Annotated in this window: 12 protein-coding genes; 6 read left to right on the forward strand and 6 right to left on the reverse strand. The window is 60.1% G+C overall.

Going from position 1 to position 19,280, the window contains the following annotated elements:
* Positions 1–2: 2 nt before the first annotated feature.
* The 4 genes from C793_RS0110125 to C793_RS0110140 all read right to left on the reverse strand — a co-directional run bounded on the left by C793_RS0110125 (position 3) and on the right by C793_RS0110140 (position 8,524).
* Entirely contained in the window at positions 3–797 is a 795-nt protein-coding gene (locus tag C793_RS0110125; RefSeq protein ID WP_017430832.1) for a SapC family protein, read from the reverse strand.
* Positions 790–1,737, reverse strand: coding sequence for a UDP-glucuronic acid decarboxylase family protein (locus tag C793_RS0110130; RefSeq protein WP_017430833.1), 948 nt, complete (start codon positions 1,735–1,737; stop codon positions 790–792). The genes C793_RS0110125 and C793_RS0110130 overlap by 8 nt, the downstream gene beginning before the upstream one ends.
* Positions 1,730–4,825 (reverse strand): FkbM family methyltransferase, encoded by a 3,096-nt coding sequence (locus C793_RS14100; protein WP_017430834.1) that lies wholly within the window; start codon positions 4,823–4,825, stop codon positions 1,730–1,732. The genes C793_RS0110130 and C793_RS14100 overlap by 8 nt, the downstream gene beginning before the upstream one ends.
* 69 nt (positions 4,826–4,894) lie before the next feature.
* Complete coding sequence (locus C793_RS0110140; RefSeq protein ID WP_017430835.1) at positions 4,895–8,524, reverse strand: beta strand repeat-containing protein; 3,630 nt, start codon at positions 8,522–8,524, stop codon at positions 4,895–4,897.
* 503 nt (positions 8,525–9,027) lie between these two features.
* Between C793_RS0110140 and C793_RS0110145 the strand changes: the two genes are divergently transcribed.
* The 4 genes from C793_RS0110145 to C793_RS14105 are packed head-to-tail and all read left to right on the forward strand — an operon-like array spanning position 9,028 to position 12,967.
* Positions 9,028–9,807 (forward strand): ABC transporter permease, encoded by a 780-nt coding sequence (locus C793_RS0110145; protein WP_169330552.1) that lies wholly within the window; start codon positions 9,028–9,030, stop codon positions 9,805–9,807.
* Positions 9,797–11,089, forward strand: coding sequence for an ABC transporter ATP-binding protein (locus C793_RS0110150; RefSeq protein WP_017430837.1), 1,293 nt, complete (start codon positions 9,797–9,799; stop codon positions 11,087–11,089). The genes C793_RS0110145 and C793_RS0110150 overlap by 11 nt, the downstream gene beginning before the upstream one ends.
* A 7-nt stretch (positions 11,090–11,096) precedes the next feature.
* Positions 11,097–12,059, forward strand: coding sequence for a GNAT family N-acetyltransferase (locus C793_RS0110155; protein ID WP_017430838.1), 963 nt, complete (start codon positions 11,097–11,099; stop codon positions 12,057–12,059).
* Positions 12,060–12,103: 44 nt separating this feature from the next.
* On the forward strand, positions 12,104–12,967 hold the full coding sequence (locus C793_RS14105; RefSeq protein ID WP_017430839.1) for a PIG-L deacetylase family protein: 864 nt from the start codon (positions 12,104–12,106) through the stop codon (positions 12,965–12,967).
* Here the strand turns inward: C793_RS14105 and C793_RS0110165 are convergent.
* On the reverse strand, positions 12,964–15,684 hold the full coding sequence (locus C793_RS0110165; RefSeq protein WP_156805031.1) for a glycosyltransferase family 2 protein: 2,721 nt from the start codon (positions 15,682–15,684) through the stop codon (positions 12,964–12,966). The genes C793_RS14105 and C793_RS0110165 overlap by 4 nt on opposite strands.
* Between C793_RS0110165 and galE the strand changes: the two genes are divergently transcribed.
* The gene (gene galE / locus C793_RS0110170) at positions 15,653–16,702 is read left to right on the forward strand and encodes a UDP-glucose 4-epimerase GalE (protein ID WP_174270052.1); all 1,050 of its coding nucleotides are present in this window, start codon (positions 15,653–15,655) and stop codon (positions 16,700–16,702) included. The two genes, C793_RS0110165 and galE, sit on opposite strands and share 32 nt — an antisense overlap.
* On the opposite strand, the gene C793_RS14110 is transcribed toward galE, so the two are convergent.
* Positions 16,703–18,025: a hypothetical protein gene (locus tag C793_RS14110; protein WP_017430842.1), complete on the reverse strand. Its 1,323-nt coding sequence runs from the start codon at positions 18,023–18,025 to the stop codon at positions 16,703–16,705.
* Between the two features lie 352 nt (positions 18,026–18,377).
* Here C793_RS14110 and C793_RS0110180 point away from each other — a divergent pair, with 352 nt between their 5' ends.
* Positions 18,378–19,274, forward strand: a complete 897-nt coding sequence (locus C793_RS0110180) for a glycosyltransferase family 2 protein (protein ID WP_217994471.1) — start codon at positions 18,378–18,380, stop codon at positions 19,272–19,274.
* Positions 19,275–19,280 lie beyond the last annotated feature (6 nt).

Genomic DNA, 19,280 nt, shown 5'->3' on the forward strand with positions numbered 1-19,280 from the left:
GTTTAGTCGAAATCAAAGGTCAGGTCGTCGTCTTCTTTTCCGAAGAAGCTGTCCAGGCTCTCGGGAATTCCTCCCGCCCCGGCGGCGGGCCGCTGCTGGGCCGCCCACTGCTTGAGCCGCCCTAATTGGTGGGTGGAGACGTTCTGGGTATACGCCAGGGCTGCCGCGTAGTGCTTTTGCAGATCGGCAAAGTCTTCCCGTGACAGGCCGTTGAGCGCATCGAGATCGGCTTTGCGCAGCCCTTCGATACGTGTCACCTCGTTTCCGTAACGGACATTCAAGGGCCAGTCTTCGAGCAGGCCTTTCTGCTGCAGAAGTTGGCAGGCGGCACGACCCACCTCGTGGTCCCGCGCAATGGCATCGAGCATCTGCATGATCTTTTGTACCGGCGGCGCCAGTTGCCCGTTCTCGAACAACGGCTCGGCACCCGGCGTATCCAACTCGACCAAATGGCTAGCCTCAATACACAGCGTCGGCGATTGTCTTTCTGTGATCGTGGCACGCGCGAAAGGATACGGTCTCAATACTAGCGGCACATAGTCCTCACGCGCCTGCCCCTGTTCGGTCAGGTAGTGGTTCTGGTGGGGCAACAGCGACATCAATACGACTGGTGAAAGCTGCCCCTCGCGTTCCAGCACAGCGGTGGGAACGTGGGCGGCGGCCTGGCTCAGATCGCCGAGGCAGGCCGGCAACCATTGCCGGTGGGACACCATCGCCAGGCTTCTGGCCGGCAGCCAGCCAAGCTGCCGGTGCTGGCTTGGCTGGATGGGGATCAGGCGTTCATACCAGTCAAACACCGCGTGCCTCCTTGAAATAATTCACCGTGGCTTTCAAGCCTTCATGAAGCGTCACCTTGGGCTCCCAATCCAGTGCCTTGCGTGCCAGGCTAATATCCGGCTGGCGTTGCTTAGGATCATCCTCGGGTAATGGCTCATGCACCAACGAAGTGCCAGAGCCTGACAGTTGCAACACCTTCTCGGCCAGTTCACGCATGGTGAACTCGACCGGGTTGCCCAGGTTGATGGGGCCGGTTATGCTCACGTCGGTATCCATCATGCGCATCAAGCCGTCCACCAGATCATCGACGTAACAAAAGCTGCGCGTCTGCTCGCCGTCGCCGTACAGGGTGATGGGCTCGCCGTGTAGGGCCTGACGGATGAAGTTGGACACCACCCGCCCGTCATGGGGGTGCATGCGCGGGCCGTAGGTGTTGAAGATCCGCACCACCTTGATGGTTAGGCCATGCTGGCGGTAGTAATCGAAGCACAGCGTTTCCGCGCAGCGCTTGCCTTCATCGTAGCAGGCCCGTGGCCCGATGGGGTTCACGTTTCCCCAGTAGCTTTCCGGCTGGGGATGCACGTTCGGGTCACCGTACACTTCAGAAGTTGAGGCCTGCAGCATGGGAATCTTCAACCGCTTGGCCAGGCCCAGCATATTGATGGTGCCCACCACCGAGGTTTTGGTGGTCTGCACCGGGTCTCGCTGGTAGTGAATCGGGGATGCCGGGCACGCCAGGTTATAGATGGCATCCACTTCCACGTAGAGCGGAAAGGTGATGTCGTGGCGCATGAACTCGAAACGGGGATGGTTGATCAGGTGGTAGATGTTGCTTTTGTCCCCGGTGTAGCAGTTGTCCACGCAGAGCACTTCATGGCCGGCGTCCAGCAGGCGATCGCAAAGGTGGGAGCCAAGAAAACCGGCCCCGCCGGTAACCAGGATACGGGGATGATCACGCATGGTAGCCGGCCTCCTTGAGGTAGGCCGCGTAGGCCTCGGCACGCTGCCCGTTGTCGCGTTGATCCAGGGTCACCAGCGCCCTAAGACTGACATCATGGGCGCGATAAAGCGCGTGCATCAAAAATGCCAAATTCAGCAGCTCTGATGCCGCCAAATCATGCCAGCGCAAGGGCGAGGGAATGAAGACAGGATCGACTTCCAGCAACTGGCTTTGCGTATTGACCTCAAGACCTTTTTTCCCTGACACGTATCTACCCGGCTGCTGCTTCGCTAGGCTATGCATGATAAATCCTTGCTCTTCCAGCCAGGCGCCTAAGGTGAACAAGGAAGGTTGATTTTCATACATGGGTAGCATGGATGCTTCAAATTGCAGAACTACCACACTTTTGAAGTGACGCTCGGCATGCTGAAGAATATCTAGCTCGGTGCCTTGCGTATCGAGCTTGATCATGGCCACGCCATCCGCTTCCTGAACATCGTTCAGCGCGACCGTCTCTACGGAAAGTGTCTCAACCACCTTGGCTGTCTGGTAACCAAGGATGCCTTCGACTACGGGTGTATTAGGCGGCAATAGCGAGTTCATGTGGGGGCCATTGCATAAATGGAATTGTCCCGGCGAACCATTGCCCACGGCTTGATCAACGTATTGACGGTGCGCTGCTGATTGCTGCTGAAGCTTGGCAAAACTTTTCGGATCAGGCTCAAACCCCAGTGTCCGCATCAACCCTGCCTCCACCAGGGGATCAAAAAGCTGCTTGTCCCAATCGAAAGCCGCCGCGCCCACGTCCACCAATAAAGGCGCTTGATCAAGCCCGATCACCTCCTTCTGCAGACGCGTTAGATTATCCAGGCGCTGATTCACCGATGATGCTGTTCCCGCTCGCGAAGGCGTCGCTGAGGATGCCGGCGAAACTGTCGGTTTTTTCGGCGCTGGGGCAGCCGGGACAGGCGCCGTGGCCGGATCCAGCGGCACCAGGGTAAGATCCGGTTCCAGCCGCCAGGGGCGGGCTGAGTGGCCTTGTGCATGGTGCGCATGCAGCTGATGGCACAGGGCCTCCAGCTGCTGGCCAAAGGCGGTATTATCGACCATGGCGCTCTGCCAGTAGGTCTCGCGTACCTGGTGCTTTTGCGCTTCTATTACCTCCCGAGACTGCTGGGCAAAGGCCACAGCTTTTTCCACGTAGGCATCGGGTGTCTCGACGATCCACTCGGCCAGGTCACCGTAGTGCAGAATGCTGGCGGCCACGCGGGCGGCAAAGGTTTCCCCCGGTAGTGTGACCACGGGTACGCCGCTACGCAGCGCGTCGGAGCAGGTGGTGTGGGCGTTGTAAGGCCAGGTATCCAGCACCAGGTCAGCAAGCGAAATCCGCGCGATGTGTTCGGCCTGGGGCTTGTGCCCTGCCAGAACCAGGCGCTCCCGCGCAATTCCCGCCTTGTCCAGCTGCTGGTAGAGGCGCTCACGCTGGGCATCGCTCTTGGTGTCCAACAACCAGAGCACGCTACCTTCCACCTGCTTAAGGATGCGACACCAGAGGGCAAAGGTGTCCGGCGAGATCTTGTAGTGCTGATTGAAGCAGCAGAAGACCGCCGCATCTTCCGGCAGGGCGTGATCGGAACGGCGACCGGCCAACTCCAGGACGGGAGGCTGGTAGTCGTTGGGCTGGTAGCTTCGGGGCAGCTGGATGACCTGTTCGGCGAAGCCCTCGGCATTCCCGGCGTAGGTGACCCAGGGGTCGCCGAGAATATAATCCACCTCGGGGGCGCCCAGGGTGCCGGGCATGCCCAGCCAGGTCAGCTGAATTGGTGCGGGGCGTAACGCGAGCACTTCGGCGCGGGTGTCGCGGGTCATGCCGTTGAGATCGACCAGAACATCGATCTCGTCATCACGGATACGCTCGGCGGCCTCGGCCGTGGTCAGGGGGGCAATATTGACAAAACGATCGACGCCCTGACGAATGCGCGTGCGGGTTTCGCTGTCATCGCTGAAGCTGTTGTTGTAGACAAACCACTCGGTCTTGTCCTTGGGCAGATGTTCCATCAAGCCCACCACCAGAAAGCCCACCGCGTGACTGCGAAGGTCCGAACTCACAAAGCCGACACGCAGCTTTCGTCCGTCTTCAAGCGTCGGCAAGGCTCGTGGGGCAAAGGGGGTAGCCTGACGTGTAATCTGGTGCCAGGTCGCTGCCGCGGCCTTCAGGTGGCCGCGCTGCGGCACATCGGCGCCCAGCAGGGTAAAGCAGGTGGAGACGCTGGGATTCTGCGTGAGGGGTTTGTCCAGCGCCTGGGTCAACAGCGCCTCAAGCGCCGTCAGGGGCGGCCACACCAGGTTCTTGCGGCAGATATCCACTGCCGTGGCCAAAAGCGTCGCCTGCTGCACGCCGGTATCCGCCAGGCCCTGAGCGAGCTTGGCGATGACGGGCAGCGTCAACACGCCGGGGTCAAGCCTTTGCAGCAATTGCCAGGCTTCACCATGAGAAGGCTGACGCTGCAAGGCCTTGGCCAGGTGTGCAAAGGTCTGAGCGTCGTCGTGTTCCTGATGGCTGACCTGGGCGCGCAGGAAGGGTATATCCGGGTGTTTGGGGTGAATATCCTCGGCCTGCTGCAAACACTCGGCAGCGCGGTCAACGTCCTCGCGCTTGATGGCAATACGCGCCAGGTTGAGCCAGGGGGCAGGCTCCTCCAGGGTTTCGGTCAGTTCCAGAAAGGTCTGCTCGGCCTCGGGCCACTTGCCCGTCATCAGTTGCAGGGTGGCCAGGTTGGCCTTGGCGGTACGGTTGCCGGGGGCCTGCTGCAGGGCCTGCCGGTAGGCCTGTTCGGCCTCCTCCAGCTGACCTGCGTTTTTCATGATCACGCCGTAGTTGACCAGGGTGCCCACATCCGGGCCGGGCATATCCGCCATCGCCCGGCGGGCCTCGGCCACCGCATCGCGGATCTGTCCGGCCTGCTGCAGCACCAGGGCCAGAAACAGGCGTGCCAGTCCGTGATCCGCCTTGTGGGTGAGCACTTGCTCATAACGCTTCTTTGCCTGCGCCAACTGCCCTTTCTGATGGTGCTTCTGCGCCTCGGCAAAAAGTCGATTCAGTTGCATGGGAATTCCTTGCATTCATTAAAAAGGCCCCCGTCAGGGGGGCCTTCGTTTCCGCATCAACAGGGAGCGTTAGGCAATGTCGAAGCTAGAAGCGTCCGTAGCAAGATCGGCTTCACCCTGGATGGTACCAACCAACGTCAGCTCATTATCAGCCACTTCAGTAGCAGCGGTTGCATCGCTGTCGACGCTACCGTCGAAGTGCCACATGTAAGTATCCGTGCCATCGTCAACAGCAAAGACCACAGCCATGTCGGAAGCCACTGTGCCGTCTTCCAGGAAGGCCGCCACGTCAGTCGCATTCATATCGCCAGTAAACTCACTGGAGATTTCAATGACACCAGCGGAGCTGGAATCAGAAACTGCACTTGCGAAGTTAGCATCGGCAGAGGTTTCCTGCACAGATGCACCAGTTGCATTAAGGGCTGCATCACCAGACGCAGTGAGAAGACCCGAGGCAAACTGGATCACGTCAGAACCGTCGCTGAAGTTCTGAAGGGTGTCGCCGCCCTCAGCTGCCATTTCCGTCGCGTTGGTGGCTTCGTAGACGACAACAGCTTCTTCACCAGCATCGGTCGCTGTGTTCAGCACGATTGTGTCCTGGCCGGCACCACCGACGACTTCCTGAACAGCAGCAGATTCAGTGCCGGACATGACTGAATCGGCAACGGTGATAGTGTCGTTGCCTTCACCACCGTTGATCTCCAGCACATTTGTTGTCGCAGAGAGTTGAGCCGTGATACCGCTGAAGTCGATGGTGTCAGCCCCGTCGGTGCCGTTCAGCGTGACATCGCCAAACGCTGTGTTATCACCCAGCGTAATATCCTGACCGGATACCACGTCGGCGTTCAGCGTCAGATCATTGCCGCTAGAACCAGCTTCAATCGCATCCACGCCGCTCAGCGTCACGTTGGCATTGCTGAAGTCGTTGGCGCCGTCAGCCAGCTTCAGCGAGTCTCCACCGCTGATGTCACCCAGGTCGATGTTGATCGCAGCTTCATCACCTTCACCGATCACGGTGTTGTATTCAACGGTGTCGTTTTCTTCACCGCCCGTCACGATCACTTCGTTACGACCGTCGCCGATAGTCAGCTCGTTGGCACGCAGCTCGGAGCCGTTTACGACTGCCTGACCGCCACCGTCGGCAAAGCCACCGATCGTGGCGATAACGGAACCACTACCAGCATTGTCTTCTTGCACGTTGGTAGCGTCGATGGTGACAGAGGACGACTCGGCACCCAGTGCAACGCCAGTGCCGTCGAAGCGGCCGATGCCGTTCAGCGTCAGGGTACCAAGGCTGGCCAGCGAAGCGCTGCCGGCCAGCGTGGTTGCCGCGATGCTGTCGATAGTCAGCGACTGCGCAGCGTTGGCCTGCAGGTTCAGCGCCGACTGAGCAGCGCTGGACGTCAGGGAAACGTCAGTGGCCTTGGCAAAGTTCAGCGCGCCGGTCACTTCAGAATCAAAGTCCAGCGTGGCATTGGTAGCGGCGTCGGCAGAGACGGTAGCGCCGGACGCCAGAGCAGCGTCCTCGGCCACGTTAACCGTGGCGCTGGTCGCAGTGTTGACAGTGACGTTGCCCGACAGGTCCGTGTTGGCGGCCACGTCTACCACCAGGCTGGTCGCCTTGGAGGCAGCCACATTGGTGCCGATGCTGGCGTTGCTGGTTGCGTCAGCGTCCAGGTTGGCGGTGCTGACGGTCAGGTCAGACGCCTCGGAGTAAGTCAGTGTGTTACCACTGCTGTAGCTGCCACCCTCGGTCTGGGCCAGCTCGATGTTCATGGACGGAGCCGCGACATTGGAGACCAGCAGATCATCGGTCAAACCGTCACGAACGCCCAGCGCCTCAAGACCTGTCACGTTGCTACCGGCGATGGTGCCCTGGGCGTCGGTCAGGTTGAGGGTTTCAAAACCGCTGATGGTCGGCTGCTTGGTGCCAACGTCACCTGCCAGTGCGAGGGTATCGTCTCCTTCGCCACCGTTGAACGTGGCGTTAACAGCGAAGCCACCGCCAACAGTCACGTTGTCATCGCCGGCGCCTGTAGACACGCTTTCCAGCTCGTCGGCATTGCTCAGGTCCAGCGCCAGATCGCCAGCCGCGGCTGCGCCGTCTACGTCGGTCAGGCTGGTAGCCACGTTGGTCACGCCCAGGTCGGCATCGCCGGACACGTTCAGCGTTTCCAGGTCAGCGCCGCCATCGAGATCGAGCGCGTTGGCAGTGCCGTCGGAAGCAATGCTCAGCTCTTCGATGCCTGCGGCAGCCACGGTCACGCTGTTGTCTTCGTCACCCAGGTCAGTCGCTTCAAGCGACAGCGCATCGGCGTCGCCTTCCACAGCAGCAGAGGTGAAACCGACGGTCAGCGTGTCGTCGTCCATGCCGGTAGCGGCGACGTTCAGGCCAGCGGCGGCCAGATCAGACACGGTGTAGTTCTGGTCGTTGGCGTCAATGCTGATGGACTCAACGCCTTCAACATCCGAGGCGTCGAAAGAACGGCTCAGGTTGGACGTGCTGGTGATTTCAATGTTTTCGACGTTGGTCATGCCGCCGTCGCCGGTGAAGCCGGTGAAGTCGCCGGACTGCTCGACTACCAGCGTGTCGTTACCTTCACCGCCGTCGATCTGGTCGGCCGGGTTCAGGGTGCGCTCGCTGGTCAGGCCGGAAGCGACAGCATTGATGGTGTCGTCACCGTCGGTGGAACGAACCACGTCAGCTTCGGTTTCGCCGTCGGCCAGCTGGTAATCGGACGCGACGATGTTGTCGGTATCGCCGGTCAGTTCCAGATCTTCGCCTGTCGGGAAGGTGTAGTCGTCGGAGTTCGTTGCCCCTTCGACCAGTGCCACTTCCTCGTCGCTCAGACCTGTCAGCTCGCCGGCTTCGTTGGTCAGCGCGTAGTCAACGCCGTCCAGCACGCTGTCGTCAGCGGCGGCAACGTTTTCGAGGCTGTCTTCGATGGTGTAGGACGCATCGAGATCACCCAGATCGGCAGCGTTCGCAGCGCCGTCCACGATGCTCTGCGCGTTGGCAACAGCGTCGTCGATACCGGCAATCGCCAGTGCGCCGAGGTCAGCAGAGGTACCGGACAGCTCGTAGTCGGCCGGCAGACCTTCGTCTGTATCAGCCTTGCTAATGGCGTCAGTGAGACTGAAAGTATCGCCGGAAACGCCAGGCTCATCCGGAGCGATCTCTTCGATAGATGCTTTCGCGTCATTAACGGACTGTTGCGTTTCGTCAATACCGTCCAGCAGGACCGGCAGAGTCTCGCTGCTGTAGCCTTCAACGCCGCTTTCGAGGTAAGCATTGGCGACGTCAATCTTATTCTTCAGCGTTGCAGAAGCTGATTCAAGTTCTTCCAGCTGCTCGTCGGCAAGCATTTTTTCGCCGATCTCAATCACAACTTGGCCGAAGTCAGCGCCATCATCGAGGCGAGCACTGATGAAGTCCATACCGGTTTTGTAGCCTTCTGAACCATCTTCAAGACCCAAACGGTTCAGGATAACACCGGCCTTATCAGAGTCCGTTGCACCATCGGCAAACTGGCTAGTAAAAGCTTCAGTTTGCGCGAGACCACTGCCCAGAGCGTAGAAGCTCGGGTTAGCTTCAATGGTGCTTTCAAAGCGATCAAAAGAGGCTTGATCCGGTGCGTAGTCAAACATGAAAGACGTAACACCCAGCAGGGCTGTCTTCTGGTCTTGTGTGATAGCCATTGAGATAAATCTCCTTTCTTTCTATATAGACAACGTTGTCATGGAGGTTGGCGGCTTCATGCCGAACCTTGGCATAACACTAGCACAAAAGGGAAACAGTAGCACTGCGCTATACGGGCCTCGCGACGTTTCCCGGAAGTTCAGGCGCCTGGTAGCACCCTGTATGCACCATGTGACCGAATGAATTACGAGACACTGCCACAGGCCGCATTAAGCCTTTTAACTTCCACGGGCCGCAATATGCCTTTCTTGTGCGCCAGATGCAACCTTATCATCGGTCGGCCACACAAGTTTTTGCTCATCAAAACACCAACAAGCCAATTAAAGCATGAAAAACAACCACTTAAACAAAAAAATATATTAAAAAACGCTGTTTCCATTTTTTGCAAGCCCCTGAAAAAGCGAGCTAGAGCGCTCACGGGCGGCGGATGCATTCACCCATGGCGCGCGGTACAATGCTCCGTTTATTTCTGACCATGTTTCCCAACTTCAGTGAGAGGTCCGTGTTTCCTCACCGTTATTTACTCTGGCAGTTTACTAAACGCGATGTGGTTAGCCGCTACCGCGGCTCACTGCTGGGCCTTGGCTGGACGGTTATTTCGCCGCTGATCATGCTCTCGGCTTTCACCCTGGTGTTTTACGGCTTTTTCCAGCTGAAATGGCCAGTCGAGGCGACCGGCTCGGCAAAAATGGACTTTTCCTTGCAGGTGTTTGCCGGGCTTTTGATCTTCAACTGGTTTGCCGAAGTGATCTCCCGGGCGCCAGGGCTGGTAGTCGACCAGCCCAACCTGGTCACCAAGGTGGTGTTTCCGCTGCCGCTACTGCCTTGGACCTGTGTGCTGGCGGCCAGCTTTCAGGCGGCCATCAGCATGGCGCTGCTGCTGGTGCTAACCACCTTTCTCGCCGGGGCCAGCGTTACCTGGCTGGCCCTACCGCTGGTACTTCTGCCTTATATAGTACTGATGAGCGGGGCGGCCATGTGGCTCTCGGCATTGGGGGTTTACCTGCGCGACCTGGCCCCACTGACCGCCGTTTTAACTTCGATTCTGATGTTTTTGTCGCCGATTTTTTACCCGCTCAGCCAAGTGCCGGAAAAATGGCAGCCGTTGTACCTGTGCAACCCCCTGGCGCTGCTGATTACCCAGATGCGCGACGTAGTGTTCATGCACCAGTGGCCAAGCGTTACTGCGCTTGCTGGGCTATACCTGCTGGCGGCGGTGGTGCTGGCCTCGGGCTACTGGCTGTTTCAGAAACTGCGCGGAGGCTTTGCCGATGTCCTTTGATCAGCACGCTGACAGCGCCACCCCACAGCGCGAAGGCGCACCGGCCATTGAGCTAAAAGGCGTGGGTAAAACCTTTTACCGCTACCATCGGCCGCTGGACCGGCTGCTACTGCAGTTTAACACCCTGCGCCGCTTTGCCCGTTTTGACACCGTTCAAGGCATTAGGCCTCTGAACCTGACCATCGGCCAAGGGGAAGTGATAGGCCTAGTGGGGCGCAACGGCGCGGGCAAGTCAACACTTCTGCAGCTGGTGTGCGAAACTCTGGCGCCGAGCAGCGGCGAGGTCACCATCAACGGCAAGGTGGCCGCGCTGCTGGAGCTGGGCTCGGGCTTCAACCCGGAGTTTACCGGACGCGAAAATGTGTATATGTCAGCCTCGATTGCCGGGCTCAACCGCGATGAGGTGGACGCGCGCATGGAGGACATCCACACTTTCTCGGGCATTGGCGATTTTATCAACCAGCCGGTGAAAACCTACTCCAGCGGCATGTACGTGCGCCTGGCGTTTGCCGTGGCTACCAGCGTCTCGCCTGATATTTTGGTGATTGACGAAGCGCTTTCGGTAGGTGACGGCGCTTTTGCGCGCAAATCGTTCGATCGCATAATGGCGCTGCGCAATACCGGCGCGACGATTCTATTTTGCTCGCACTCCATGTATCAGGTGGAATCGCTGTGCGAGCGCGCGCTATGGGTAGAAGGCGGCGAGGTAGTTGCCGACGGCGCACCCTCACTTGTGGTGCCGCGCTACGAGCAGTTTTTGGCCGGCAGCGAAGCCAGCAGCCACACGGTGCGCGAAAGCGCCGCCGACAGCATTGAGCAGCGCGCCACGCCCACCGGTGGCGCACGGATTTTACATACCGAACTTGCCATTGACGACCAGCCGGCAACCCCCCAACACCCCGCCGAAAGCGGACAAAGCGACATCAGCGTCAGCGTTACCTTTGCCAGCGACCCGGCGCTGCCCTGCCCCAGCGTAGCAGTGACCATCTCTACCCCGGCGGGGCAAATCATCACCAGCGCCGGCAGCTGGGATGCAGGTCTGACCCTTGAGCGCAACGCCCGGGGCGAAGGCCTGGTCACGCTGCTGTTTCCTCAAGCTGCACTGCTCAAGGGCGAATACCATATCGGCGCGTATTTATTCTGCGAGCGCGGGCTGCACAGCTATGAGTGGGTTGACCCGATCACCAGTTTTTACGTTACCCAGCACAATGCCGCCCGAGGCTTGGTGGTGCTGCCCCACCAATGGCAAGTGGCTAGCGTAGCGGCAACCGCGGACGAGTGAGCGCAATATGAGCGAGCTTAACCTGCATACCCGCTGGGCGCGGGACGACGACACCCCCGCACTGCTTGAGCTGTTTGCCCGCAGCTTTGGCGAGGCCATGAGCCCGGAGCAGTGGGCATGGAAGTACCGCCTGGCAAAAAGCCCGGGCACGGTATGCCTGGACGGCGAGCGCATCGTGGCATTTAACGGCGGCATGCCGCGCCACTGCCACGACGGGGCAGCGCGCTTTAACGCCGTGCAAATGGGCGATGTGATGGTTGATCCGGCCTACCGTGGAATACTAAACCGGCGCGGGCCGTTTTATCACGCCGTGCAGGCGTTTTTTGGCGAGGCCGTGGGCAGTGAGGCCCACCACGCCTACCGATATGCGTTTGGCTTCCCCCATGCGCGCCACGCCCGCCTGGGCCGAGCGCTTGCGCTGTACTGCCAGCCGGATGCAATCCGCCAAGCCAGCTGGCCCGCCGCACCGCGCCGCGCCTGGCGGGATACCGCCCGACCGCTGACTGATGCCGACGCCGCCACGACTGATGCGCTGTGGGGCGCCATGTGTGAAGGCCTGCCTCATGCCGTCATCGGCGAACGGAGCGCCGCTTGGCTTGAGCACCGCTACGCCACCGCGCCCCACTGCTACTACGCCCGCTGGCTGATCACTGCAAGGCTCACCCGCCGCCCCGTGGGCATTTGCGTATTGCGCCACCACGGCGAGCACGCCGAACTGCTGGACCTTATCGCGCCGCCTGGAGCTATGGCTCGCGTGATTAGCGTGGCGCGCCATATTACCGCCAGGCTAGGTGCCGGGCAGCTAACCGCCTGGCTGACGCCCACGGTGGCAAGCGCCCTTGCCCCCAGTCGCCCGACGCTGGAAGACACCGACGTGGTGGTGCCCGGCAGCTGTGTGAACGGCAGCGAGCAAGGCATGGAGCCCGCCGGGCGCTGGTGGCTGATGGGCGGCGATACGGACTTTCGTTAAAGACGGATGGTCGACCAAGACGACGGCAAACAAGGACAGCATAAATGCGAGAAGCCTGGTACGTGCCCTATAGCCCCACCCGCCTGCACGCCGAACGGGTGCTGGTGCTGGCCCCCCACTCCGACGACGAAGTGTTTGGCTGCGGCGGCACTTTGGCCATGCTGGCCGCTGCCGGCGCCGAGATAGAGGTGGTGATTGTCAGCCGGGACGAAAGCGGCCACGACCGGTTGGGAGAGTCCCATGCGGCGGCATCGCTGCTGGGCTACCTCGCGCCTGCCCAGTGGCACTACGCCGACCGCGGGCTTGAAGCCGCGCTACCCGAGCTGACTCAACAGGTAGGCGACACCCTTGAGCGCCTGCGCCCCACGCTGGTGTTCGCGCCCTCGCCCTGGGAAATTCACCCGGACCACCGCGCGGTGTGCGACGCGGCAATGCAGGCCGCACAGCGCTACGCCGACACGCACCGCCAGCAGCACGAAGAGGCCGAGCTGCGCCTGGCGCTGTATGAGATTGGCCTGCCGCTTACGGTGACCGACTTTATCGATATTACCCCGCACTGGCAGGCCAAGCGCGAGGCAATGGCCTGCTTTGCCTCCCAGCTGCAAAGCCAGCGCTACGACGCGCAAATTTCCGGGCTTAACATTTACCGCAGCTATACCCTGGGGCTGGACGTGCAGGCTGCCGAGGCGCTGCATATATTGAACGCCTTTACGCCGGCAAGCTGGCCGCCGCTACCGTCGCAGCAGGATATGGCGCTTGTGCGCTGCGAAGCGGCGCTGGCCGCTGCCCGGACAAACGCTTCAGCGCCTGAGGCCGAGCACGCTAACGCCATGCTGGACACCATTTATGCTACCCGCGGCTGGCGCTGGCTAACGCGCCTTAAGCGCTGGCTGGGGCGCGGCGCTTAAGGCGTTTGAAAACGCTTGAACGCCTGATACAGCACCGCTTCGCTGGCGCTGATCATGTCGTCGTAGGTGGTGTTGTCAAAGTGCCAGAGAGTGGATTGTGCATCCGGCCGGTGGGTGGCAATAAACGGTAGCGGCACCAGCACGCGAACCTGCTGGCGTTCCAGGTAGCGGTCGACGGTGTTGCTGTCGTCGGCGTCGGCGAACGGCCACTCCGCCAGCAGGCGTATGGCACGGTGGCCGTAGCGGTTGCATACTGTGCTGGTCATGCAGTCAATCACCAGGTAGTCCTCACCGTCACGACTGAAGGCGTCAAGCACGGTCATGTGCTCGGCAACATCGGCGATCAACCCGCTAAGAATGTCGTAGTCATCGCTTGCGTCAAACAGCGCGCTTGCCTGCGCCCAGCGCTTGGCAGCGGCGGCGTCCAGCAGGGCATCGTCTTCGCGCACTTCAAGCCGCGCAAGGTCTGCCTCTAGCGCGCGTCGAGCCAAATACCGGTAGCTTAGCGCACAGCCGCGCCAGCCCTGATGATGGCGTAGCCCAGGGAATACCGGATAGCCGGGATGGGCACGCTGAAAAGCGGCATGACGCGTATGTGTTTCTGGCAGCGAAAGACCCACACCTTGACTCAACAGTGACGGCGCAATCGGCATCGGTAGTGTGTCTAGTACCGCAGGGGGTACCACACCCAACGCCACGAGCATGCGTGTAAAGTAGAAGTGAAAATTGGCCAGATCGTCTTCTGGGGCAGCCGGTAAATTACCCATCTGCTGCGCATCAAGTTCAGCTGCAACGGCATCAGCCATTGCAACGACGTCGTCAACTGGAGTAAAGCGCACCCAAGACTTAATCGCTGTGTGCTCGCTCATATCCACACTGGTTTCTGAGATCACCGCAAGCCCCAGCGAGAGGCATTCATATAGTCGTGTGGTTTCCAGCAGCGCCCCTTCGTAGTAGTGAATATTGACCACCACCTTCGCGCGGCGTAATTGATCATAAAGCGACTCACCAAAAACCTCGCTGATGCGCAGAACGCTAAAGCGCTCTTCCAGTGCCTGCAGAAACTTTTGGCGGCGCGGGGTATTGGCATCACCATAGAAAGCGACGACGTATTCAGGCGACGGTGCCGTTTCCGCAGCTAGCTCGTTCGGCGGCAAGTTGGAGATGGGCGTGTAGTAAAGGTATTTGTGACTTAGTCCTGCAGTTTCCTGTAGGTAGCGCAGGTTGGTTTGCGAGTAGTCCATCACTGCCATAGCATTGAACAGACGACTGATATAACTCTTGTTAAACCAGCGCGAGCTAACCGACTGCTCCATTTGCAGGGCAATATAGCAGCGCGGCATGCGAGTAAACATTTGTGGACACACCACAATGCACAGCCGCTTCGAGGAAGCTCCAGAACCGTCGCTGATGATCTGCACTGGGGCAATCCCCAACTGCGCCAGCGAGACCTTGATGCGACGAGCGACAAACTCAGTATGCCGGGTGCAGAGGATATCCACGCCGGGTTGACACTTGCTTAAGTGACGCTGGCGGCGAGCGACCTGATCCAGTCCGACACGTCCCAAATAACGCTGCAAACGCTGTTGGATACCATGCCAATCGCCGTGACGCAGTAAGTCGGCGAAAGTAACGCCTTTGCGCGCTACTCGCTTAGCTGTTCGCACCAGTCGCCAGCGCAAGCTGCTTTTCTCGAGCACGGCAATGTGCTGCTCCAGTTTCTGGTTGTGGGTCTGCTGCTGTAAAAGATCAGCTTGGGCCTGCCCGAGCTTACGTACGGCGTGATGCAGATGAATTAGCTGCTTATCGCTTAAGACGGGCAGCGCTTCACGCAAAAAAGCCACGTACTGTGGGAGGTAGTCAATATCATGGCCACCACCGACGCCACTAATATCCAGCCGGTAGCAGGCGGTAGCCCCAGGCACGCGCTGCATATCTCCTTGGCGTGCCACCTGTAGCCAGAAATGCCAATCCTCATACAGAGACAGCTGGGGGCTAAAGCGACAGCCGGCCTCGTATGCACGCCGTGCTAACAGTACCGCGTGGATAGGCAGATAGTTCTGTTCAGCCAGTGCTATAGGATCAAAGTCCCGAGCAAAGAATGGTGCCTCCAAGGCATCGCCGTTGCGGTAACAACGAGTGTCAGCATAGGCGGCAAGCAACGTGCCTCCGCGAGCGGCATCATCTTTTAACACTCTTACTAAGCGCTCAATGTGATCAGGCTCGATCCAATCGTCGTCGTCGAGAAATATAACCCACTCGCCGCTGGCAAGCGATAGCGCCCTATTGGCCGCGACGCTGCGCCCCTGCCGTTTGGAGTGAGCATGGTAGCGCCAGCGTAACGCAGCCTGGGTATCATCGTTCTGCTCACCAAGCTTGGCACTCAACACGTACTCAACGGGCCTGCCGCCGTCGTTGACGACAATAACTTCCAGCGGACGATAGGTTTGAGCACGCACGGACTCCAGCGCCTCAGCAAGCTGTGCCGGGCGGTCGAGGGTGCGGATAAGCAGGCTGACTGTATTCACAAAAATGACTTCATCGCAGGGGGGGGGAGTGGCGTAAGGAGTTGGCGTAAAACAAAACAACGCTATCATGCCACAGCTGATGGGCTTACCCAACGCGCTACTCATTAGCGTTACACTGGCCGCACAGAGACAAAACGATTTGGGAGCACGCGACAAGATGTCATCAAAAGAAAAAGCCGTCTTGGTCACCGGCGGCGCGGGCTATATCGGCTCGCACATGGTGCTTACCCTGCTGGAAGCCGGCTATGCAGTGGTTGTGCTGGATAACCTGGCCAACGCTAGCCAAGAGTCGCTGCGCCGCGTGGCAAAGCTGGCCGGCACGGCGCCTGAGTTTGTTGAGGGAGACATTCGCGACCGGCAGTGCCTGGATGCACTGTTTGCCCAGTACGCCATTAGCCACGTGCTGCATTTTGCCGGGCTAAAAGCCGTGGGCGAAAGCGTGGCCGAGCCGCTGCGCTATTATGAGAACAACGTTTTCGGCACGCTGACGCTGTGCCAAGCCATGGCAACTGCCGGCGTTTATCGGCTGGTGTTCAGCTCGTCGGCAACGGTATACGGTAACGGCCAGCCCCTGCCCATTCACGAGGGGCTACCCACGGGCCGGCCGACTAACCCTTACGGCACGTCAAAGCTCATGGTAGAAAACATGCTGCAAGACCTGGCCCGAGCCGATGAGCGCTGGTCGATTGCTCTGCTACGCTATTTTAACCCGGTGGGCGCGCATGCCAGCGGGAGGATCGGTGAAGATCCCAACGGCAAGCCCAATAACCTGGTGCCGTTTATTGCTCAGGTGGCCGTTGGCCGGCGCGAGGCACTGTCAGTATTCGGCAATGACTACCCCACGCCGGACGGCACCGGCGTGCGTGACTATATACACGTGCTGGACCTGGTCGAGGGGCACTTGGCGGCCATGAACGTGCTGGTTTCACGCAGCGGGGCTAGCGTTTGGAACCTGGGAACCGGACGCGGCTATTCGGTGCTGGATATGGTACAGGCGTTTGAGCACGCCTCCGGCCAGCCGGTGCCATACCGCGTGGAACCACGCCGGGAAGGAGATATCGCCGAGTGCTGGGCTGACCCGGCCCGAGCTTATCAAGAGCTTGGCTGGCAGGCCAGCCGCGGGCTTGATGATATGCTGGCCGACACTTGGCGCTGGCAGCTGGCGAACCCCGAAGGGTATGCAGGCCCCAACAAGCCGGCTCACTAATTAATCACGCAGGGCCGTGCGAGCAAACGCCTGGCACAGGGTTTGCTCGCTGTTGGCGATCATGTCGTCGTAGGTGGTGTTCTGAAAATGCCACAGCGTGGAGTGGCCGTCTGGCCGGTGGGTGGCAATAAACGGCAGCGGCACCAGCACACGAATCTGCTGGCGTTCCAGGTAGCGGTCGACGGTGTTGCTGTCGTCGGCGTCGGCGAACGGCCACTCCGCCAGCAGGCGTATGGCACGGTGGCCGTAGCGGTTGCATACTGTGCTGGTCATGCAGTCAATCACCAGGTAGTCCTCACCGTCACGACTGAAGGCGTCAAGCACGGTCATGTGCTCGGCAACATCGGCGATCAACCCGCTAAGAATGTCGTAGTCATCGCTTGCGTCAAACAGCGCGCTTGCCTGCGCCCAGCGCTTGGCAGCGGCGGCGTCCAGCAGGGCATCGTCTTCGCGCACTTCAAGCCGCGCAAGGTCTGCCTCTAGCGCGCGTCGAGCCAAATACCGGTAGCTTAGCGCACAGCCGCGCCAGCCCTGATGATGGCGTAGCCCAGGGAATACCGGATAGCCGGGGAAACTCGCCTTGAAAGCCGCCTGGCGCTGCCAGGTTTCCGGTAGCGAGAGCCCCACGCCCTGCTCAAGCGCCGCCGGCGCAAAGGGCAAAGACTTAACCTCGGGGGCTTCCAACACTTCGGGGGGGAGAACATCCAGCGCGACCAACATGCGGGCCACGTAGAACGCCACGGGGGTAGGCGCGGCGACGTCAGCTGAAGCCGTGCCAGGCTCCAGCGGCACCCAATACAGTTGGCCGTGGCCCAGCCCGGCGTCTTCCTGGATCTCGCGCAGGCCGGCCTGGGTATGGCTGATAACGACCACGGCACCGGGCAGGCGCGCATCATACGCATGCGCAGGCGCTTGCTCAGGCGTTTGTGTGTCCACGTTTGTATCATCTGCAGACGGTGCACTGGGCCAGGCAATGTAACAGGCCGGCAGCCGCGCAAACGCTTCAGGGCAAAGTACCCAGCAGAGCCTTTTGGAGCCTGTGCCGCTGCCGTCCGCTACAACACGTACGGGTGCCATGCCCAACTGCTCCAACACGACGCCCAAACGCCGAGCTGCCGTTGTACACTGCGGCGAGCAGAGAATATCGACTCCAGCACGGCAAGCTGCCAAACGCCGCTGTTGAGGCGATGCCAGCGGAATACCCAGCCGCGCCATATAGCGCCGCAGGCGCTCGCCAATGCCTCCCCAATCGCCGTGGCGTAGCAGGGCCATCAGCGTACCCAGCTTTTGCTTAAGACGCGGCCCTACTGCGGTACCTTTCATGGCTGCCTCCCGCCAGCGGCCAAAGCAGTGCCTGGCTCCGTGCGGCGCACGGCCTGATAGACAGCCGAAACACAGAATTTACGCCGTGTTCGGCGGCTGAGTGAAAAACCAAGCGTGGGACAAAACGCGGCAAACGGGCTGAGAATAGTCACAAAATGGGCTTCATGAGTGGTCAGGGCAGTATTATTTACCGACGCAAAGGCAGCAAACTCGCCGTGCGGCGATTCAAACAGGCGCTATCATGGCACAGGACAGTGACTTACCCAACGTGATATGTTGGCGCGCTTTCACGTTGCACTTTTTTGTATATTTGCCGAGTCTATTAATCATGTCAGCCGGAGCTTCCTCACACTTGGCCATTTGTGTTCCCACGCTAAATGCCGGTGCTCTATGGCGCACATGGCTTGAGCGTGTTGCGCCGCTATTGGGTGACGCCACGCTTTACGTAGTGGACTCGTCTTCAACCGATGAGACCGCCGAGCTGGCTCGCCGAGCCGGAGCGCAGGTACGCGTCATCGAACGGGCGGCGTTTGGCCACGGCAAAACACGAGATGAAATGCTGTACCTGATGCATGAGGACATTGCCGTGTTTCTCACCCAGGATGCTCTGCCCGTGGATGCCCAAGCGATGCAACAGCTGGTCGCCGCGTTTGACGACCCCAGCGTAGGTGCAGCCTTTGGCCGCCAGTTGTCCCAGGCCGATGCCAGCCACATCGCCGCCCACGCGCGGCGCTTTAACTACCCCGCGCATTCGTATACCGCCAGCAACGCGGATATTCCCCGGCTGGGGATTAAAACCGCGTTTTTGTCCAACTCTTTTGCCGCCTACCGTCGCCAGGCGCTGATTGACGCCGGCGGCTTTCCCCACGGGACGATCTTAAGCGAGGACATGATCGCCGGTGCGCGGCTGTTGCAGTACGGCTGGCGTCTGACCTACTGCGCCGAGGCATGCGTGTACCATTCGCATAACTACACGCTGGGTGAAGAGGCCAAACGCTACTTTGATATCGGCGTACTGCACGGCCGCGAGGCGTGGCTACTGGCAAGGCTGGGCAAACCGGAGGGGGAAGGCGCTCGTTTTGTGCGCAGCGAGGCGAAGTATCTTGTGCAGCGTGCGCCCTGGCGGCTGCCGGAGGCCGCCCTGCGCACGCTGCTGAAATACGCCGGCTACCGGCTGGGTCGCGCCGAGCGCCTCATGCCGGCCTGGCTCAAGCCACGGCTTTCCATGCATCGGGGCTATTGGCGTTAGGCAGAC

The sequence above is a fragment of the Vreelandella jeotgali Hwa genome (assembly GCF_000334215.1).
Taxonomy (GTDB): domain Bacteria; phylum Pseudomonadota; class Gammaproteobacteria; order Pseudomonadales; family Halomonadaceae; genus Vreelandella; species Vreelandella jeotgali.